This window comes from Streptomyces sp. NBC_00335, from assembly GCF_036127095.1.
GTDB lineage: Bacteria > Actinomycetota > Actinomycetes > Streptomycetales > Streptomycetaceae > Streptomyces.
Genome location: NZ_CP108006.1, coordinates 1,608,563 through 1,626,622, shown reverse-complemented (window position 1 = coordinate 1,626,622; position 18,060 = coordinate 1,608,563). Strand labels below are relative to the sequence as shown.

At 68.2% G+C, this 18,060-nt stretch carries 18 protein-coding genes and 1 pseudogene; 1 reads left to right on the top strand and 18 read right to left on the bottom strand.

The window, feature by feature from the left end; all coding sequences use genetic code 11:
* Nucleotides 1-32 precede the first annotated feature (32 nt).
* From OHA37_RS07380 to OHA37_RS07315, 14 genes and pseudogenes are all read right to left on the bottom strand, one after another.
* Nucleotides 33-269 (bottom strand): hypothetical protein, encoded by a 237-nt coding sequence (locus tag OHA37_RS07380; RefSeq protein WP_266903535.1) that lies wholly within the window; start codon nucleotides 267-269, stop codon nucleotides 33-35.
* A gap of 339 nt (nucleotides 270-608) precedes the next feature.
* Nucleotides 609-2,057 carry an FAD-dependent monooxygenase gene (locus tag OHA37_RS07375; RefSeq protein ID WP_266903534.1) on the bottom strand — a complete coding sequence of 483 codons (1,449 nt, stop codon included), beginning with the start codon at nucleotides 2,055-2,057 and terminating at the stop codon, nucleotides 609-611.
* 135 nt (nucleotides 2,058-2,192) lie between these two features.
* Complete coding sequence (locus tag OHA37_RS07370) at nucleotides 2,193-3,365, bottom strand: MAB_1171c family putative transporter (RefSeq protein ID WP_266903533.1); 1,173 nt, start codon at nucleotides 3,363-3,365, stop codon at nucleotides 2,193-2,195.
* The gene (locus OHA37_RS07365) at nucleotides 3,365-3,940 is read right to left on the bottom strand and encodes a toxin-antitoxin system, toxin component (protein WP_266903532.1); all 576 of its coding nucleotides are present in this window, start codon (nucleotides 3,938-3,940) and stop codon (nucleotides 3,365-3,367) included. The genes OHA37_RS07370 and OHA37_RS07365 overlap by 1 nt, the downstream gene beginning before the upstream one ends.
* A 267-nt stretch (nucleotides 3,941-4,207) precedes the next feature.
* On the bottom strand, nucleotides 4,208-5,470 hold the full coding sequence (locus OHA37_RS07360; RefSeq protein ID WP_266903531.1) for an NADH:flavin oxidoreductase/NADH oxidase family protein: 1,263 nt from the start codon (nucleotides 5,468-5,470) through the stop codon (nucleotides 4,208-4,210).
* A gap of 102 nt (nucleotides 5,471-5,572) precedes the next feature.
* A complete protein-coding gene (locus OHA37_RS07355) occupies nucleotides 5,573-6,781 on the bottom strand; it encodes an FAD-dependent oxidoreductase (protein WP_266903530.1) in 1,209 nt (402 codons plus the stop codon).
* A 67-nt stretch (nucleotides 6,782-6,848) separates the two neighbouring features.
* Nucleotides 6,849-8,030 (bottom strand): MAB_1171c family putative transporter, encoded by a 1,182-nt coding sequence (locus OHA37_RS07350; protein WP_266903529.1) that lies wholly within the window; start codon nucleotides 8,028-8,030, stop codon nucleotides 6,849-6,851.
* Between the two features lie 40 nt (nucleotides 8,031-8,070).
* On the bottom strand, nucleotides 8,071-9,279 hold the full coding sequence (locus OHA37_RS07345; protein WP_266903528.1) for an MAB_1171c family putative transporter: 1,209 nt from the start codon (nucleotides 9,277-9,279) through the stop codon (nucleotides 8,071-8,073).
* 2 nt (nucleotides 9,280-9,281) lie between these two features.
* Nucleotides 9,282-9,950, bottom strand: coding sequence for a hypothetical protein (locus OHA37_RS07340; RefSeq protein WP_266903527.1), 669 nt, complete (start codon nucleotides 9,948-9,950; stop codon nucleotides 9,282-9,284).
* A 106-nt stretch (nucleotides 9,951-10,056) separates the two neighbouring features.
* The gene (locus OHA37_RS07335) at nucleotides 10,057-10,668 is read right to left on the bottom strand and encodes a hypothetical protein (protein WP_266903526.1); all 612 of its coding nucleotides are present in this window, start codon (nucleotides 10,666-10,668) and stop codon (nucleotides 10,057-10,059) included.
* Nucleotides 10,669-10,737: 69 nt separating this feature from the next.
* Nucleotides 10,738-10,923, bottom strand: coding sequence for a hypothetical protein (locus OHA37_RS07330; RefSeq protein WP_266903525.1), 186 nt, complete (start codon nucleotides 10,921-10,923; stop codon nucleotides 10,738-10,740).
* Between the two features lie 100 nt (nucleotides 10,924-11,023).
* Complete coding sequence (locus OHA37_RS07325; protein WP_266903524.1) at nucleotides 11,024-11,899, bottom strand: helix-turn-helix transcriptional regulator; 876 nt, start codon at nucleotides 11,897-11,899, stop codon at nucleotides 11,024-11,026.
* A 376-nt stretch (nucleotides 11,900-12,275) separates the two neighbouring features.
* Nucleotides 12,276-13,028 carry an Imm32 family immunity protein gene (locus OHA37_RS07320; protein ID WP_266903523.1) on the bottom strand — a complete coding sequence of 251 codons (753 nt, stop codon included), beginning with the start codon at nucleotides 13,026-13,028 and terminating at the stop codon, nucleotides 12,276-12,278.
* A gap of 520 nt (nucleotides 13,029-13,548) precedes the next feature.
* Nucleotides 13,549-13,734 (bottom strand): annotated as a pseudogene (locus OHA37_RS07315) (CorA family divalent cation transporter); the annotation flags it as partial.
* 367 nt (nucleotides 13,735-14,101) lie between these two features.
* Between OHA37_RS07315 and OHA37_RS07310 the strand changes: the two are divergent.
* The gene (locus OHA37_RS07310) at nucleotides 14,102-14,635 is read left to right on the top strand and encodes a hypothetical protein (RefSeq protein WP_266903522.1); all 534 of its coding nucleotides are present in this window, start codon (nucleotides 14,102-14,104) and stop codon (nucleotides 14,633-14,635) included.
* Nucleotides 14,636-14,642: 7 nt separating this feature from the next.
* Here the strand turns inward: OHA37_RS07310 and OHA37_RS07305 are convergent, their stop codons facing one another.
* The 4 genes from OHA37_RS07305 to OHA37_RS07290 form a co-directional block, all read right to left on the bottom strand.
* Nucleotides 14,643-15,884, bottom strand: coding sequence for an erythromycin esterase family protein (locus OHA37_RS07305; RefSeq protein WP_266903521.1), 1,242 nt, complete (start codon nucleotides 15,882-15,884; stop codon nucleotides 14,643-14,645).
* A 74-nt stretch (nucleotides 15,885-15,958) separates the two neighbouring features.
* On the bottom strand, nucleotides 15,959-16,897 hold the full coding sequence (locus OHA37_RS07300) for an LLM class flavin-dependent oxidoreductase (RefSeq protein ID WP_266903520.1): 939 nt from the start codon (nucleotides 16,895-16,897) through the stop codon (nucleotides 15,959-15,961).
* 150 nt (nucleotides 16,898-17,047) lie between these two features.
* Nucleotides 17,048-17,212 (bottom strand): hypothetical protein, encoded by a 165-nt coding sequence (locus OHA37_RS07295; RefSeq protein ID WP_266903519.1) that lies wholly within the window; start codon nucleotides 17,210-17,212, stop codon nucleotides 17,048-17,050.
* Nucleotides 17,213-17,317: 105 nt separating this feature from the next.
* Nucleotides 17,318-17,848, bottom strand: a complete 531-nt coding sequence (locus tag OHA37_RS07290; RefSeq protein WP_266903518.1) for an SMI1/KNR4 family protein — start codon at nucleotides 17,846-17,848, stop codon at nucleotides 17,318-17,320.
* Nucleotides 17,849-18,060: the final 212 nt, after the last annotated feature.

The following is an 18,060-nucleotide window of genomic DNA, read 5'->3' as shown; positions in this document are numbered from 1 at the left end:
TCCGGCTGGTCGTGCAGGGGACGGCGCTGGGTTCAGCGGCAGAGCTCCATGATGGTGTCGTCGAAGTCGGGGAACTCCCGGGCCGCCAGCTCGATCACGGCTGCCGCCGACCGGCGCTGGTGCGGTGCGAATCCTTCGGCGATGGCTGCCAGCTCCGGATTGGGCTGCGCCTCCCAGCCGGGCTCGTACGAGGTGGCGGCTTCCCAGGGGCCGAAGCCGTCGGCCAGTAGCCACAGGAAGTCGCCCAGGTCGCGGTCGGTGTGCTTCACAGGGACAGGCTAGGCAGGGGGCCGGACATCGACGTTCTACGGGCAAGGTTGTTGGACTGCTGCCGGTTCGTAGTCGTCGGGGGAGACAGGACAGACCTGGTCGCCACAACGGGTGGCACAGCATCTGCTGTGCCACCCGTTGTCGTTACCCTCCGCAATCCCGTGCCGTCGAAGTTGATCGGCGGTGTGGCACGGCCAGCCCCAAGGTGCGGGGGAGCGCCTGGCATGGGCGGGCTTTCGAAGTTCACGCGCGGAGCTTTCGCCCCGTTCGAGCAGCCGACTCGTCCGGAGGCGAAGTCCGGTCGGCGGGCCACCCCGTCCGGCCGTGACGGGGGAGGCTCAACAGTCGGAGGTCTTGATCTCTTTTGCTCGACGAAGCGGCTCGCGGTCGAGGATGTTCTGCTCCCTCGTGGTGAGTGCGGGACCGTCCAGCAGGGGTTTGCGCAAGCCGCGTGCCGCAGCGATCAGGACGTCGGGGGTCCCGAGGACGGAGGCGGGCTTCTGCATCGTCATGACGTCCGTGAGCGCCTTGACGACGAGGAAGTTGCCGATGGCGGTGTGGCTGAGGCGGTGGACGTAGCGTGCTGCGAGCTTGTCAGCCAGGTTGGGCGTCTTGCCGACAGCACCTGGATAGAAGCGGTCCTGGCCGACGGCGAGCAGCCACGCCGCGGCAGCGGGGCGGGCCATCGCCTTCTGGGCCCGGGCGGCGAACTTGGGTGCGGTCACGGGCGTTTTCGCCGCGGTTTCGCGTAGGGCGAGCGCGCCGAGGGCGGCGGCTGACATTCCGTGGCCGTAGACGGGGTTGAGGCTGGTGGCGGCGTCGCCGAGGACGACGAAGCCGGCGGGCATCGTGGCCTTTTCGAAGCGCCGCTGCCGGTTGGCGGTCCGGCTGTAGACGATGACGTCGCTGATCGGCTCCGCGCGGGCGAGGAACTCGGCGGCCAGCGGGTGGCGGACGCCTCTGGCGAACTCCTCGAAGAGGTTCTCGTCGGCGCTCGGTTCAGCGCCGCGGGTGCCGGAGAGACTGACGTGCCACTGACCGTCTTCGATGGGGATGATCGAGACGACCTGGCCGGGCTTGCCTTGCCGAGGGTCGGCCTGGATGTGGATGACGGGCCAGTCGGATTCGGCGCCTTGAGGGGCGCGGTAGCGGCGGCTGGCGTACCGTACCCCGGCGTCCACAACGGTCTCATCCACCGTGGGGGTGCCGATCTGCTCGAGCCACTCCAGGACCTTGGAGCCACGACCGGTGGCGTCGATCACGAGGTCGGCGTCGATCACGCTTTCCTCGCCGTCCTCGTTCCGCACGTGTACACCGCACACCTTCGACGCGTTGCCCACCAGCGATGTGACCGTCATGCCCGTACGCACGCTGACGTTGGGGATTGCCAGGGCGGCGGTGCGTATGCCCCAGTCGATGAGGTCACGGCTGGCGCCTATGAGGTAGTGGGTCTCGGTCCACCGCCGGAACCAGCCTGCGGCCGAGTAGGAGACCATGCCGTTGGGGATCGGTACGCGGTGGGCCCCGGCCGAAAGCCACCGGTCGGTCGTGCCGGGAAGCAGGGCTTCGATTGCGTCCGCGCCACCCGACCACAGCATGTGGGCGTGGGCGGCCTGGGGAAGTCTGGGCCGGGGCGCGGCGGTACTGGGCAGCTTCTTGTCGCGTTCGAGGATGAGGATGTCCGCGAAATGGGGTGCGAGTGCGGCGGCCGCGAGTGTACCGGCAAGGCTGCCGCCGAGGATGACGGCGCGGGTGGTGCCGGTAGCGCCGTTGGGCTGCTGGGTCATCGTGTGTTGCTCTCTAGGACTGCCGCTTCGCGGGTGGCTCGGACGATGGGGAGTATCGACAGAGGCTGGGAAATTATTACAAGGCCGACAGCATGGAAGGCGGGGCTGAGCGCGGCAAGGAGCGACGGGTGCCGTTCACGGGGAATGTCTTCCTGGCGGGGTGGCCGAGGTGTGGGGGCGAAGAGCCCCGTACTGGCGAGAGATGCGGGCGATGCCCCTGGTGCCGGCGCCGAGCACAGCGCTGAGTGCGGCAGCGCCTTGTTCCGGGCAGTCCCCGCCGCTCTCCGTAGAGGATTCCTTGGCCTCTATGGCGAACGCGATCATTACGGCCGCGGCCGCGGCACATGCCTCATGGGGGCAGACTCCGTCGTCGAGTGCCTTGTCGTGATACGCCGTCATGATTTCAAGGTCGCAGTACGGGGCCAGGGCGAGTAGATCATCGTAGATGTCCGTTTCGCGATCGAAGAGCCGGGATCCGATCGGTGTCCACCAGCTGGTGGACACCGGCAGGCCCATGAGGAGGCGGAGCCTGCGCCACAACGGCCCCATCCACCGGTAGGTCTGCCATGTTTCCCAGGCCTTGGCCAGGCGGCGGCCCTGGGGCAACAGGAAGCCGGAGGTGGTCAGGACGGCTCCGACACTGGCCAGGGGCGGGGCGACGTCCGTGCTGAGGAAGTCCCAGTTGCCGCCCGTCCAGCGGGCGACGACGGCCGCGGCCTTGGCCAGACCGAAACCGGTGCTGAAGACGAAGCCGGCCACGAGGGTCAACAGGCCTGCCCGTAGCCACCCGTCGACTACACGCGACCACCGCCAGCACATCACTGGTACGACCGTGCCGACAACGATGTGCCAGGAGAGGTAGATGACGATCATTTCGCGGATCCAGGGCGTGGACGCGTAATGGGTGTCGAGGTCCCGGAGTTTCTCCACAGGGGCGTCACCCAGGACGAAGCACAGGGCGAGCAGAGCGACGACCACGCCGCATACGGCGAACCACCACCGCACGCGGCGTTGAACCTCGACGCCGAATCCCTCGCGCCAGTACGCGAGGAGCACGATGCAACACGTGTTGAACACGCTGAGGATGACGTAGACCAGCGGCGCGGAGACGTTCGGCAGCCCCACTGATCGGTTGACCACGGTGATCGTGGGGGGCGCGGCGAAAACGAATCCGGCGCTGGCCATGAGGAGCAGTCCCGCGACGGCCCGGACCATGGGGTTGCTCCACTGTCGGATCAATCCGGGGAGCTTGGAGAGGAAGGCGACGCCAAGGGCAGCCGCCGGGATGTAGTAGTCCGAGCCGTTCATCAGCCGTTGCCGAGAGAGGCCTGGATGCGGGCAGCGGGACCATGGAGCACCTGCTGGGTGGAGTCGACTTCGAGCAGGTGGCGAAACCGCCGGCCGAGCATGCGCCCGTACTGCTCGGCCTCGGCTTCGTCGCCCCCCGCGGCGTGCGTCCGCGCGGCGACGAGCCGTACGGCTTCGTCCAGGTCCGCCGGGGTCAGGACGTCATCACCGATCAGACGAGTGGCGACCTGCGCACCCAGGACGTACGTACCGCAGTGGCCTTTGATCATGTGCCAGATCTCGTGCCCCAGGATGACCAGAGCGTGGAAGGGACTGGTGCTCTTCGCGACGACGATGATGTCTTCGGTCTCCCGGTCGAGCCAGAGCCCCGAAACGATGCCAAGGCCCTGCGGGAAGTCCCGGCGCACGATGCGCACAGGTCGTTCGGGATCGCCGCGGTAGGCGGTGAGTTGCACGGCTATTCGGTCGATCAGCTCGGTGATGTCGCGGGGGGCGGGCTCACCCAGGCCGGCGTACAGCTCATCGCACAGCCGTACCATCTCTTGCTCCAGCCGGCGGTTCCTCACGATTCTCATCCCTGACTCCTCACCTGCGCATCCCATGCCGTTCGGCGTTGATCGGTGTTCTTCCGTGGGTCCAGCGTGGACATGCGCTGACTTCGGACTCGGCTGCACGTCCAAGATTAGGCTGAGGAGGATCCGTATCGCGGCAGGGGTTTCGGAGAAACCTCGGGCCGGTCGCCGACAAGGCCCCCGGCCCCCGGCCCCCGGCCCCGGCCCCGGCCCCAGGTGACCTTGTCCACCCCACCTGCGCCGAAGAGGCTGTGGCGCTCTCCGGGCCCGTCAGCCGCTGAGCGGCATGGTTACCTCTGGGGCCGGGTTCTGGGAAAGCCACCGTCCGTAGTTCCGGGTCAGTCCTCGATTCCGCAGGGTGTCGCGGATGAGGGCGAGGTACGCAGAGGTCCGGGCGCGAGGCGGCAGGCCGCGGGAGATGCGGCTCATGTGCGCCCGCACGACGGCTAGTACGCCCGCGCTGGCGATGTCCTTGTCCCGCCAGTTGAGGCGCAGTGCGGCAACCTCGATGTCGTCACCCTCAGCCCAGCGTGCGGGGAGGTCGGGGTGGAGAGCGAGGGCGGTGGCCAGCCCGACCATTGCGAATCCGCTGGTCAGGACCTTCTCCGCGGAGGAGCGTCGACCTATGCCGCCTGTCAGCATGAGGGGCATGGGCGCGGATGCGACGAGCCGCTGGGCGATCTCCAGGAAGTAGGCCTCCCGGTCGAGCTTCCTGTCATCGGCTGTGCGGCCCATGGTCGCCGCGCTCTCCATGCTTCCGCCGGAGAGTTCCACCAGGTCTACGCCGAGGTCTGCGACAGACGCGAGTACCTGTTCCACCTCGTCGACGTCGAAGCCGCCGCGCTGGAAGTCGGCAGTGTTGATCTTGATGCTTACGGTGAAGCCCGGGGACACGGCCGCGCGAACGGCTCGCACCACCTCCACAAGCATCCGCGACCTGTTCTCCAGGCTGCCTCCCCACTGGTCGGTGCGGTGGTTGACCAGGGGGGAGAGGTACTGGCTGAGGAGGTATCCGTGGGCCGCGTGGATCTGGACGCCGTGGAAGCCGCTCTCCTCCGCGAGGCGTGCTGTGGTGGCAAACCGGCCGATCGTGGCCTGGATATCTGCCTCGGTCATCGCGGTCGGGCGGGCGAACACGCTCGTGTGCTTCCCGAGGCTGACGCCGATGTCGGACGGCGCCCATGCGATACCGGGCAGGTCCGATCTGACTTGCCGGCCGGGGTGGTTGATCTGCATCCACACCTGGCCGCCCTCCGAGCCGGCGGCCGCGGCCCAGCGACGGAAGGGGGCCAGGTCGGTTTCAGCGTCGAGCACGATCGTTCCCGGAGACGTGAGGGCCCGTCGGTCGATCATCACGTTCCCGGTGATGATCAGTCCGCTTCCGCCACGTGCCCAGCTGGCGTAGAGCTCCTCGATCTCCGGCCCGGGCAGTTGGCCGGGCTGGCGGGCGAGGCTCTCCTCCATGGCGGCCTTGGCTATCCGGTTGGCAATGCGGGCGCCGCTCTGCAGTACAAGAGGTGTGGACAGGTGCATAGAAGATTCCCCTCTGGATGTCGTTATGTGAGGTCCGGCTGTGGCCCGCGTGTGCGGTGCCGTTCTCGGTCCGTGCTCAGTCTGAGCAGCGTGGTTTTCAGTTCAGCGGGCCCGCAGCTTCAGAACCCGACCTGCTGCCGCCCGTACGCGTGAGAGGCGTGCGGAGAGGCCCGGGCCGACGGGCCTGGGCCGACCCCCACCCATCAGGTCCGTCTGGGGATCGGCCCACAGGTGCGCGACCTCCTCGGCGATCGCCTGCTGGGCTCTGCGGGACGCCGCCGGGTGGCTGATGCCCCGTCCGAGTGCCACGCGCAGGGCTCTGGCGGCGGCCTCGGTCGCCAGCGGACCTCGTGCGTCCAGCTGGCTGAAGGTCGCCAGGGCATCCCCGATGACGACGATGCCGCGGGGCCCGCGGATTCGCTCGTACCGGTGCCAGCGCAGGGCCGAAGTGGGTGTGACGACCACGTCGCCTGCGGGCTCTGCCCCGGCGATGAGCCGGCCGACGCTGGGGTCCGATAGGGCCAGTGCGGCGCCCGCGAAGGCATCCGCGTCGGCTATCTGCTCACGATCCGGGGCGGTCTGGGTGACGGCCCACAATCCGTCCTCGATCGGGACGAGCACCGCACTGCGGGCGCCGTCCGCAACAGCGGTGAGGGGAACGTCCGCCTCCCCCTCCGGTACCTGGTAGAGACGGCTGGCGGAGAACCCGGCCGTGCCACGTGTGGTGACCGGTACGGCGGCAACGCCGAGATCCTTCAGCCAGATCGCCGTACACGCATCGGCGCCGCTCGCGTCGACGACGAGCTGCGCGGTGACATCCTGCTCGGTCCCGTCATCGAACCGCACGCGCGCGCCGAGCACAGCGGACTCGTCGCCGATGAGCCCGACGGCCTGCGCGCCATCCAGAATCGTGGTGTCCCGCTCACGTGCGGGGTTGGCGACAACGACCTCACGCAGCACTCTGGTCAAGAGGTCGCGGCTGCACGTCAGCAACTCACGGGTCCCCCAGGCTCGTGGGCGTGTCCGGGACAGGTGGTCCCCAGCTGGGAAGGGGAACGTCCGCGCACCGCGGCGCTGCAGCATCGCACCCGAGCCGTAGGCCAGATCGTTGACATCCCACATCCCGCCGACGTGGAGCACCTCGCCATGCTGAGCGCGCTCGAAACCCGTCTCCTGGTGGGTGGCGGGTTGGCCGGCCGCGAGAACGAGTACGTCGTAGCCGGCCAGGGCGACCACAGATGCTGCCAGCAGGCCGGCGTACCCCCCGCCGATGATGAGGGCTTCGACGTGCTTCGGGTGTGTGGTGACCATGGTCGTCTCTCTGTGGGGGGTCTCGGTGCGGCGGACGGGCAGGGGCTTTTCAGACTGCTCGCTGCGGTCATGCACTGTGGTCTGCCAGTGCGAGGGACTGCCGCGTCACTTGAACCCGCGGGGAGCGCAGCATGGCGGCGGACATGTCGACGAGGTCTTCGGCATCCTCGATGGAGCTGACCGTCCATCGACGCTCGGGAGTGAGGGCGGGCACGGCGTCCCCCTTCCGGATCACCGCGCGGGCTATGACGCAGGCATCGGCTTCGACGCGGGCACGGCGGATCTCGGAGTACTCGGCCAAGGCGAGTGCGTAGATCTCCGTGCCGGTCGACCGGTCGAACCAGGGCGTCAGCCGCAGTACCGCGTCGAAAATGTCCCTCTCGCGCTGCATGAGGCGACGCTCCACGGGCTGCCACCACGGCATCGGCGGTGGGCTCGTAGGAGGTACCTCCGGGCGGATTTCCAACCAGAGAGGCTGTAGCCGGCGAAAGCGGCGAAGAGCCCGCCACCGGGAGCCCGCGCCTTGTCCGATGGGCGGGAGCATGAAACCGGCAGAAACGAGCAAGGCGCTGAAACCGGCCAGTGAGAAGGCGACGTCGGTGCTCAGGGAGTCCCAATCGTGGCCGAGCCAGCGGGCAACGATCGCCGTGAACTTGAGAAGGTCGTAGCCGAACATGCACACCGCCCCCGCGGCGATCAGCAGCAGTCCGACCTTCAAGGTGCCGGGGACCTGCCTCGACCAACGCAGGCAGAGGAGCACCATGGTGACGGCCGCGACGGTGTGTGCCGCCAGGTAGAGAAGGATCATCTCGCGGATCCAGGGCGTGCTGGAGTAGTAGGTGTCCAGGTCCCGGAGTCGTTCGACTGGTGCGTCGCCCAGCGCGAACAGGGCATATATGGCCATCATCACTGTGGCGTAGGTGGTCAGGCACAGCCGGGTCTGCCGCAGGGTGACACGCGAATCCTCGTTTCCCCGCCAGTGGATCAGCAACACGATGCTGATGCCGTCGAACGCGGTCAGGATCGAGTACACGATGGGTGCCGCGATGTTCGGTATGCCGACCATCTCGTTGATGACCGCGAGATTCGGGGGAGCGGCCGTGACGAAGAGAAATGCGGCGACGAAAAGAGTCGCGGCGACGGCCCTCAGGAGCGGGTCTCGAGGGTTCTTCCGCAGCGCCCAGACCTTGACGGCGGTAGCGACGAAGAAGCCGACGGCCACGGACAGGTACGCCGTTCCCGCGTTCACCAACGACTCCCGCAAGCCCCGTGGGGGAGAGTGAGCATGATCAGTTGCCCTCTGAGTGGGCGGCGTCGCCGACGGGCAGGTCGGAGCGGCGGATCTTGGAGAACTGGATGCTCAGCCGGGCAAGACCATTCGTTCCTGACACACGAGTGTCGATGGTGGCGCCCGTTTCGGCAGCGATGGCCATCGGCCCGGATGACAGCCTCCCGGCGGCCTCCGCAGCGGCCAAGGCCGCGTGGATCGTCGCTGCTTCGGCGAAGATGAGAGCCACCTCCGGTTCGCAGCCTTGCGAAGAGGCGTATCGCTCGGCTGCCTCGCGGTGGCTGCCGTTCAGGTGGGGTGCCAGGTTGAGCAGGCGATCGGAAATGTCGGTGGACCTGGCCATCGCCCGGATCTCCGGTGACGAGGTAAGGCGAATCCAGGTGGGCTTCCCGGGTCCCGCGAAGGGCTCAAGCGCACGCCAGAGGGGCTCCATTGCCCGGTAGGCCCGCCAGGACACCCACATCGACCCCAGCCGTGGCCCGACGACAGGCACCAGGAAGCCGATCGTCGTCAGGCCTGCGCCCAGTCCTGCCAGGGGAGGGGCGACATCGGTGCTGAGCGAGTCCCATCTGTCCGTACCGGCCCATCGGGCACCGACAGCCAGGAATTTGAACAGGGCGAACGACAAGCCGATACCGAACGCGGCTACGAGGATGAGCAGGCCCCAGTGGGTCCACGCCGCCTGGAGATCTCGAAGCTCACGGGCCCACCGCCAGCATTTCGTCGCCACGACGAGACTCATGGCGAAGTGCGCGGTCAGATAGAGCACGATCATCTCCCGCACGTACGGGGTGTTCGCGTAGAAGGTGTCGAAGTCGCGCTGCTGCTCGATGGGCACGCTGCTGAGAGAGAACAGGGCACAGAACGTCGCGATCACCACGGCGGTGGCCGCGATCCACACCCTGGTGTGCTTCCGGAGGATCTCTTCGGGCCCCCCTCGCCAGTGGATGAGGAGCACGATCGAGCCGCACGACAGGCACGACAGGATGCAGTAGACGATGAGCGCCGAGATGTTGGGGACGCCGGTGATCCGGTTGACCCGCTCGATCGTCGGCGGAGCACCGAACACGAAACCTGCCGCCGAGGCCGTGAGGATCACGAAAATCGAATTCGACATCGGCGAGTGCCAGCTGCGCCAGAACGAGGGAGCCTTCACCATCAAAGCGATCGCCAGAACGCCGGCGGGAATGTAATAGTCCGACCCGGTCATGCTCAGTAGCCTCTACCCATACTGGACTGGATCCGGCCCGCCAAACCGGTTGTCGGCACCGCGCCGCCCCCTCGCAGACACTCTCGCAGCCGGGCTCCCATCTGCAGCCCGAACTCCTCCGCATCGCTTTCCTCTTGGGTGTCGGCGTGGCTCCTCGCGGCCAGGGCGACGAGGTCGTCGCCCGCCAGTTCACCACCGAGTGACCTGGCGGCAGCCGTGGCGACGTTGCTGTGGGCCCCGTGAGACAGGCACTCTCCCATCAAGGCGTGCCACATCTCGTGTGCGAAGATCACGAACTGGTGCAGCGTGGTCGTCTGACTTTCGACGACGATGACGATCCGGTCGTCGAACATCGCCGTGAGGCCACTGGCCGTCTCCTCGGGAAACTCACGGAAGTACAGGAAGACCGGGCGGAACGGGAGCGCAGCGCGGTCCTCGTTGCAGCGCCGCTCGACGTCGGCCCTCAACACGGCGAACAGGCTGTCCGGATCCGAAGGGATCGGCTTGTCGAGACCCGTGAGCACTGCGTCGCAGAATTTCGCGATCCTGCGCGCGGCGGATCGCCGCGCCAGGTGGGCCTTTGGCACTCTCAGTACGCCGTGATGGGATGGCAGCCTGCCGAGGGTCGCGAGTGCCCCCTTGTGAAAGCCCGCCATCTTCCCCTCGTTCATCCGAATGCCCCCACTTTGAGTTCCCCTCCGATGGGCGGTGAAGCCGTGGCCCGCCCTGCTGCTGCCGGTGACTGAAGGTCAGGTCAGCCGTCGCGTCCGGACCACCTTAGGGTTCGGAGCCGTCTCGTGTGATCGCGTCCACGAAGGCGATCAGAGCCGTCTCCAGATTCGGGGACAGCTCCTTGTCGCCAAGGCGGAGCTGGACCTGCATGGCGTGACGGTTCCTCACAGCCCCGGATGGACTCTTGAGGAACGCTGTGAGGTCCGGGATGACCTTGCTGTCCAGAACCCGCTTCACGGCCTCCGGCGGAGTCTGGGTGAAGTACTCCATGGGAACGCCGAAGAACTTGGCGAGGCCGGCGCCATGCCAGATGTTGGGCGTGCTGTGGTTCAGCAACTTGCCATGCCATTGCGGGGTCATCCCACTGCCCGCAGCGATCTCGGCGGTCGTGTACTGACGCGGGCTACCTGTGTGCTTGTCCACCGTCAGCCGGGTTTTCCTGAGGAACACGATGCGGCGGGCCAGCTCGGCCCCCGCAGTCCTCGGCGACTCCACGAGCTCACCGTCGAGCAGTCGCAGGATGTCTGCCTCTGGAATGGACGTATGGAAGGTGAGGTCTCGCAGATTGAAGACTGATGCTCTGTCGAGTCCTGCCTCCGACTGGAGCTCCTCGACTTCTTTCACGGTCCTGGCGAGCTGCTCGTACCCGTAGCTCACAGACCCTCCCGGTCGGCTGGAAGGGGAACCTGTGGTCAAGATGTGCCGACAATCCCCGCCGCCACTAGATCACGGAACGGTCAGATCCGCAATGAAACGATCGTTTCCCGGGAGGATCGCGGGGATCACGCTGGGGCGCGACGCAGCGCTCATGGCGTGCTCCGATAGGGCGCTGATATCCGAAAATGCACCGAGCTTGAGCCGGTTCTGCAGGGCAGGAGCGATCCGCAGGTGCGATCGCGCCTTCTTCGTCATTCCTTGAGAGCGCACATCTCTCCGAACGTCGCGGCGAGAGGGAACTCGACGGAGGTTTGCCGAACGCCCGTCCCGGCCACCGCATGTGGCGCCGGTGGAGTCAGCTCGTGGCCTGGGGCGGGGAGGCATCCCCGTGCTTGCCTCCTGCGAACATGTCGGCGACCCAGCGCATGAGTTCGGCGTTCTGGGACTCGCCCTCGGCTCCGCGGGCCACCACGGCGGCAAGGCCGATACGCGCCGCACGCAAGTTCGTGACGACGGCCGTGACTTCCGCGTCGCCGGTTTCGAAGAACATGGCGGGCACGTCAAGGGCAGCCGCCAGCGCGTCCAGGACTTCGGGGCCGGCGTGCGTCCTCCGGCCGAGACGGAGGCTTGTCACCAGAGGCCCGCTCAGGATCGTCCGCCCCGCCCGAGCGTTGCCGAGCTCGGCGAGTTCGGTGTCGGTGGGGCGCTCCTGCTCCGAGGCTCCTTCGAGGAGTGCGGTGATCTTCCTCGCGATGCTCTGCGGCCCCACGGGCTGCCGGACCTGGGGATGCTGAGGCGCTGCCGGCACGTCCTCACCGAAGGAACGCCTCTCCGCGGCGAGGAGCTCTTCGACGCTTACTCCGTACGCCTCTGCCAAAGGAGCGACGTAGTGGGGGGCGAGTTTGCGCCGACCTCCTTCAGCCGCCCGCACGGGAGAGGGCGAGCCGGTCTGCGTGACGGCCGTGGTGTCCTTCTGCGTCATGCCGGCGTCGCACCGGAGATCCGCGAGAGTCGGCAGGCCGGGCCGCGGGAACAGGTCGTCCAGGCGCTCGCCCACCAGGGCCGCAAGTCGAGGCAGCTTCTCCGCAGGTGGGGATGCGTCTCCGCTCTCGTAGCGCGAGACGACGGACTGGTCCTTGATTCCGAGCGCGGCAGCCACCTGCGCCTGAGTCATGGCCCTCAAGACACGTGCGCTACGGAACCCGGAGGCGTCAAAGCGGCGTTCGGGCATCGGGACTCCACGGTGCGGGGCAGGGAATGGCGAGTTTACCTACTCGGATAGATCGCTAAATGCATATAACCTGCATTCATCGACCCGAATGGTTGGTCCCACACCACCCCTTCAGGCTCCACTGGCAGGAGGAAAACTGCGAAAGGCAAAACCGCTGCGCGCTTAGCGGCCGGGTTCGTCGCGACCTCGGCTCTCACCGCCGCTTCACCCGCCTTCGCTCTCGAGACCAAGTACGGGGCTGAGCTTGCCACGTGGACCGAAGCCTCGAACAGCATCCTGAACCTCCGGGACCTCGGCACCGGCTACCAGGTGAAGTCGGAGTACTACCGCAACGCCAACTCCAGCACCCTGCTGACCTTCTGGAACAAGAACGGGCCTAGGCCGTCTCTTTCGGATCTTGCCTGGCCCGCCCGGCTCGCCGCCTGGGCATACCTCCGTGCGGGCTGTTGACCACCAACGACACGGACCCTTCCGCGAGGTAGCCGTACTCGGCGTAGTACTCGATGTGGAGGTGGCCTCCGTCTTCGGCGGCGGCCATGCCGCGCAGCTCGTCCGCGAGCAGCGTCCTTGCTTCGGCGTCGCCGTCGATCACGAGGACCTGCCGCTCGTGATCGAGGTGGATGAGAACCCCGGGGCCGGAACCCGTTCGGACCTCGACCCCTGCCAGGGTCTCGCCGTCCAGCACGGGCGCGCAGCGGAGACTCCCCTTTCCCCCGGCCACCATGTACGCCAGGCGGTCCAGCTCTTCGGCCGATCCCTGGACTTCCACCACGTCGCACACGGGGTCACACTTGAGTATCACCGTCAGCCCTCCCTCAACACCCGACCCCATGATGCCGCCCGCCCGCCCGCCCGCCCGCCCGCCCGCTCGGCAGCAGGCGGGGGCCTGCAGCCTGTCCGGCGGGACCTGAAGCAATTCCTCTGTCAGGCCCTGGGCTTCGCGATTTCCCTGCCCAGAACCTAGCGGCCCGGCCGACGACGGAAACCCTGGCACCGTCGAGAGCGGCCAGTACTCCACGACTTTCAAGCTGCGAGGCGTTGTCGTACGGAACAACTTGCCGGACAGGCGCACCACCTGGGTGACCTCCTGACCGACCTGGTCGCTTCCAGCCGGGCCGATGTCCGACATCGACGCGGCGAGGAAGTACGGATACCACCTTCCGAACGACCTCCCTGGACCGCCTCATTGGGAGCCGGCTGCCGGGGCCGAGTCGGCGGTGTTCACCGGAGCTGGCGCAGAGGTCGAGGGTGGCACGTAGAGGGGGAAGGAGATCCCGGACGGCGGGTGCCGGGGAGAGGCCAGGCACTTCTGCCCCCTGCCGCAGACGCCCGAACCCACCGCTATCTCGGGCCGGATCTTCCAGGACTCACGCAATGACGCGAAGGTGGCCGGTGCGGCCAGCAAGTGGGTGTCATGCATGAAGACCAAGCGCTACGACCGCAGGCACCCTCTGGACGACCTGGGAGAGCTGGGCATAGAGAGGTGTCCGATCCCACTGTCACCATGGGGGAGATCGCGCAGGCTGTGGTCGATGTCGAATGCAAGCGGCAAGCCGACCTGGAGGGGGAGGTGTAATCCCCAGAGGGCCCTGCAGGCCACTTTCAGGCGTTCGCAACAGCTAAGTTGATCAACAGTGCTGGTGTGCGGTCTACAGCCAGTCGCGCTTCTTGAAGATGACGTACAGGCTGACGCGGACGACCGCCATCAGCAGGATCGCGAAGGGGTAGCCGCCGGCCCACTTCAGTTCCGGCATGTCCTCGAAGTTCATGCCGTAGATCGTGCCGACGAGGGTGGGGGCAAAGAGGATGGCCGCCCAGGAAGAGATCTTCTTGAAGTCGTCACCCTCACCCCGCTGACCTGCGGAAATCGCCCGAACAGACGGTCCGACCTGCGGTGATCGGCCTTTCCGCCCCTTTCACCGTGCTGCCCGTTTGTACGGCCGATTCTCCCCAGCCGCTCCCCAACGAGGCTTCGTTCTCCCCGGATTCTCCCCAGCCGCGGCTGCCTCTGAAGACGGATCGCCGCTGGTCGGGACCGCGAAGCGCCTGGCGTGACCGGCTACGCGATGTAGTGGCAGCGAGGCGGGAGCCGGTGGCCGTCGCCCACGGGCCCGCCTCTGGCCGGAAAGGGAACCGGTCCACCGCGTCCGGACGAGACTGGGGGAAGACGATCACCAGGATGAACAGGAGGCAAGGGTCCCGATGAATCCGTACGCGTACGTGCCCGACGACGATCCGCTCTTCGGCGCGGTCCGGATCGAACTCGACCATGAGGGCGGGACGCTGGGCGTGAGCGGGGACGGTCTGCCGCCGGTCGAGATCCGGCGGGCCCCGCACACCGTGCCGGAGAGCCATGTGCCGATCGGGACGCGCGACCCCGAGCACCTCACTCTGCTCGTCGACGGTGCAGAGGAGACCCTGCGGCCGTCCAAGGGGTTCCTGACCCGACGCTCGTACCGGGTCGAGGCCGTGTCAGGGGCGCGGGAGTGCAGCTATCTGCTGGTTCCGGACTCCCTCGGCACCAGCCGGCTGCTGCGGGACGAGCGGCTGCTCGGCGTCTTCACATCGAGCGGCGACGGGCGCGTGTCGGCCGACTGGGAGGCGACGGGCGAGTCCGAGCGCGCCAGGGACCCGTACGACACGTCCGTGGGGTACGGGCTCGCCGCGGCATTCGGCACCGGTGCCGAACCGATGTGGCAGCTCACTCTGAACGCCGCGCTCGACCTGTGGCCGTGAGGGAACGTCAGTCCTCCGCCGGGGGCAGCAGGTGGGAGCAGGTCGAGCGGGCTACGAACGCGATGCCGTCATAGTCCTCGGCAGGGACGAGCGGGGCGGTGTTCAAGCGGTAGAGGAACCGTTGGACGTTGGCGCCGAAGCTGCGCTGCGCGTGCGGGGCGTGCAGCCAGGACGCGGGGCGGGTGGGGGAACTCGCGGCGCGGAGGTCCGCGTAGTAGTCGCCGGGCAGGGCGTGCGTGAGTCTGGCCTCCAGTGAGCGGAGGCCGGTGCCGATGCGGTGGCGGACCGGCGGGCGCTGGAGGTCGTTGCCGCGGCGGGCCAGGAAGGACCCCTTGCCGAAGAGGAGGGCCAGCGCGTAGTAGGCGTCGCCGTACCGTTCGCGGAGCCTGCTGCCGAGCGCCGGCACCTGGTCCCCGTACGTGCCCTTCGCGATGTGCCCGTTGTGTGCCCAGACCATGACGCGCGCACCGGGGTCGTCGTCCACGAGCCGTGCGACGGCCTCGGCCATGTAGCGGTCACGCGCGGCGAACACGCCGTCCTCGCCGGCCGAGGCCGCGAAGGGCCGGGTCACCAGGTCGGCGGCGCGGACCAGGATCCGCGCGTGTTCCAGCGCCTCGCAGGCGTCGTCGCCGGAACCCGGCCGCCCGGCGTGGTCCGCGACGAGGCGGGCGATCTCCTCGGCGCGTCGCATCAGGGCCTTGTCCGGGTCCGGAAGCGAGCCCGGGCGGGCCCGGGCCAGGACGTCCAGGGCGCTGACGCGCCTGGCCTGTTCGGGCGCAGCGCGGCGCAGGAAGGCGGTGACGGCCTCGACCGAGTCGGCGCAGAGTTGGGGGTCGGTTCCCACGAAGCGGACCCGGCGCCCTTCGGGCAGGTCGCGGTTGTGGGCGCGCAGCCACTCGACGAGGTCGACCATCTCGCGGGTGCGCCAGGTCCAGAAGCCCAGCCGGGCGACGAGCCGTTCGGGGGCGCCCGTGCCGTACCGGACGTACGCGTCGAGCGCGCGGGCCGCGGACTGGCTGGCCTCCATGGCGAGGGTGGTGAACCCCTCCTCACGGACCAGGAACTCCACGATGCGGTGCTTCAGCCGGAAGAACTCGCCCGTGCCGTGGGTGGATTCCCCCAGACCGACGATCCGTGTTCCCCGCAGTGCCTCGCCCAGGGGTTTCAGGTCCTCCACCGGCGCGCCGGGGGTCAGGGTGCTCAAGGGGTTGGCGTGCTCGTTCAGCCATCGGGCGATGTCGTCGGGCACCGTCTTGCCTCTCCTCACCGCGTACGGGAGGGCGACACGCGGGCATGCCCCGGCCTTCCGCACCCGTTCCTGGGTCAGTTCGTCGCCTTCCGGCAGGCCACGAGGATCTCCTGGAGGTCCTGTACGGCGTCCGGTCGGCCATGCTCGAAATACACTCCCGCGACGTTGACGACAACTTCGTCCACCCCCGCCCGATCGAATTCGGCCAGCTGTGCGGCGATGCTCCCGGGCGTGCCGTAGAGGAAGACTCCGGAATCGACCAGGGCGCGGGCGCCGAGCCCTGGGCGGCTGTGGTGGACGCGCAGTCCGGCGCGGCGCAGCATGTCGCAGTAGTGCGGCCCGGCCAGGTGGACATGGGCGGCCGCGAAGGCGAGCCGGTAGGCGTGGCGCCCGGGGCGGTCGACGGCGGCGTGCACGACGGTGACCATGCGGGGCACCGGGCGGCCCGACTCGGTCGCACCCTTCGCCATGGCGGGCAGCAGGGTGTCGCGGACGTAGCCGGGCGGGGTCATCCAGCTGATCGCCGCGTCCGCCACCCGGCCCGCGGCCCGCGCGAGCGTCGGCCGGAGCACACCGAGTCCGGTCTTCACCCCCGGATGTGACAGGCCCGGCAGGCCGATGGCGGCGCCGATGCCGGGTCCGGCGACCCCGTCCTCGGTCCCGATCAGGCGCCGCACCTCGGTCAGGTATTCCACACAGGCGTCGCGTGGGCTGTCGTACGGCTTTCCGTGCAGTCCGGCGACGACGTCGGGGGTCGCCGGACCGAGTCCGAGGGTCGTGCGGTGTCCGGTGAGGACGGACAGGGAGCGGGCCTGGATCGCTGCGTCCAGCGGATGCCGCAGCGGCATGAGGGCGACACTGGTCCCGACCGGGACGCGGTAGCCCATACCGGCCAGGTAGGCGAAGACCTGCTGGGTGTCGGCGCAGAGGGACTGGCCCTGCCAAAGGCGGGCCGCTCCTTCGTCGCGGACGAGCGCGGCGAAGGGGGCGACGTGCTGGGGGGCCGTCGGCATGGCGGGAGGTCGCCTGCGCGGTCGCCAGAAGTTCCCCGGCCGTAACCATGGCCGCCCGGAACTCGGGAGGTGAGCGCCGCCCGTTCCGGAACCGGGTCTGCGCGAAGAGGAGGAAGATCTTGGTGAGCTCCCCGGTACGAAACCAGGGGATCATGCCGCCAGGAAAGCCTCCGCGGGCGCAGGCGGCAGTCCACAACAGGGTGCGGATCCGCTCGCCGCGGCCGTCCAGCACTTGGTCTCCTCCTCGCCCTGTCCCGCGGCCGGCATCGCGCGGGCCTCCAGAACGAGCGCGTCCCCGCCTTCCCCGTGCTTCATGGCCAGAGGCTACAGCGATGCTCGAACGCGACAGAGGGGCGCGGTGACTTGAGCGTTCCGTCATTTCCGTGATTCCGGCTGGTCGTGCAGGGGACGGCGCTGGGTTCAGCGGCAGAGTTCCATGATGGTGTCGTCGAAGTCGGGGAACTCCCGGGTCGCCAGCTCGATCACGGCTGCCGCCGACCGGCGTTGGTGCGGTGCGAATCCTTCGGCGATGGCTGCCAACTCCGGGTTGGGGCTCGCCTTCCAGTCCGGCTCGTAGGACGTGGCGGCTTCCCAGGGGCCGAAGCCGTCGGCCAGGAGCCACAGGAAGTCGCCCAGGTCGCGTGCTACGACACCGGTTTCGCCCTCGGAGCCGAGGAAGACGATGGGCTGCTCGGCCAGAGGGCGGCTCGGGCGGATGAGCCAGATCGCCGCGTACCCGCCCGTGCCGTCTTGTCCGAACACGCGGAAGTCGTTGCCGTCCAGTTCGCTGTTCCCGGTCCATGCCTGGAACCAGTCGGTGGTCTCGGCAGCGGACAGGAAGGCCGGGAAGGGTTCGAAGTCGACCCCGGTCTTCCCGTCCGCGTAGTCGAATCGAACGGCCATCGCAGTGGCGAGCGCGGCGGGGAACTGGCGGTCATCGGTGGGCTTCACGGAGACAGGCTAGACAGGGGGTCGGACATCGACGCCCCACGGGCAAGGTCGTTGGACGACTGCCGGCTTGCAGTCGTCGGGGGAGACAGGACAGGCCTGGTCGCGACAACGGGTGGCACAGTATCTGCTGTGCCACCCGTTGTCGTTACCCTCCGCAATCGCGTGCCGTCGAAGGTGGTCGGCGGTGCGGGAAGGCTGGCCCCAAGGTCCGG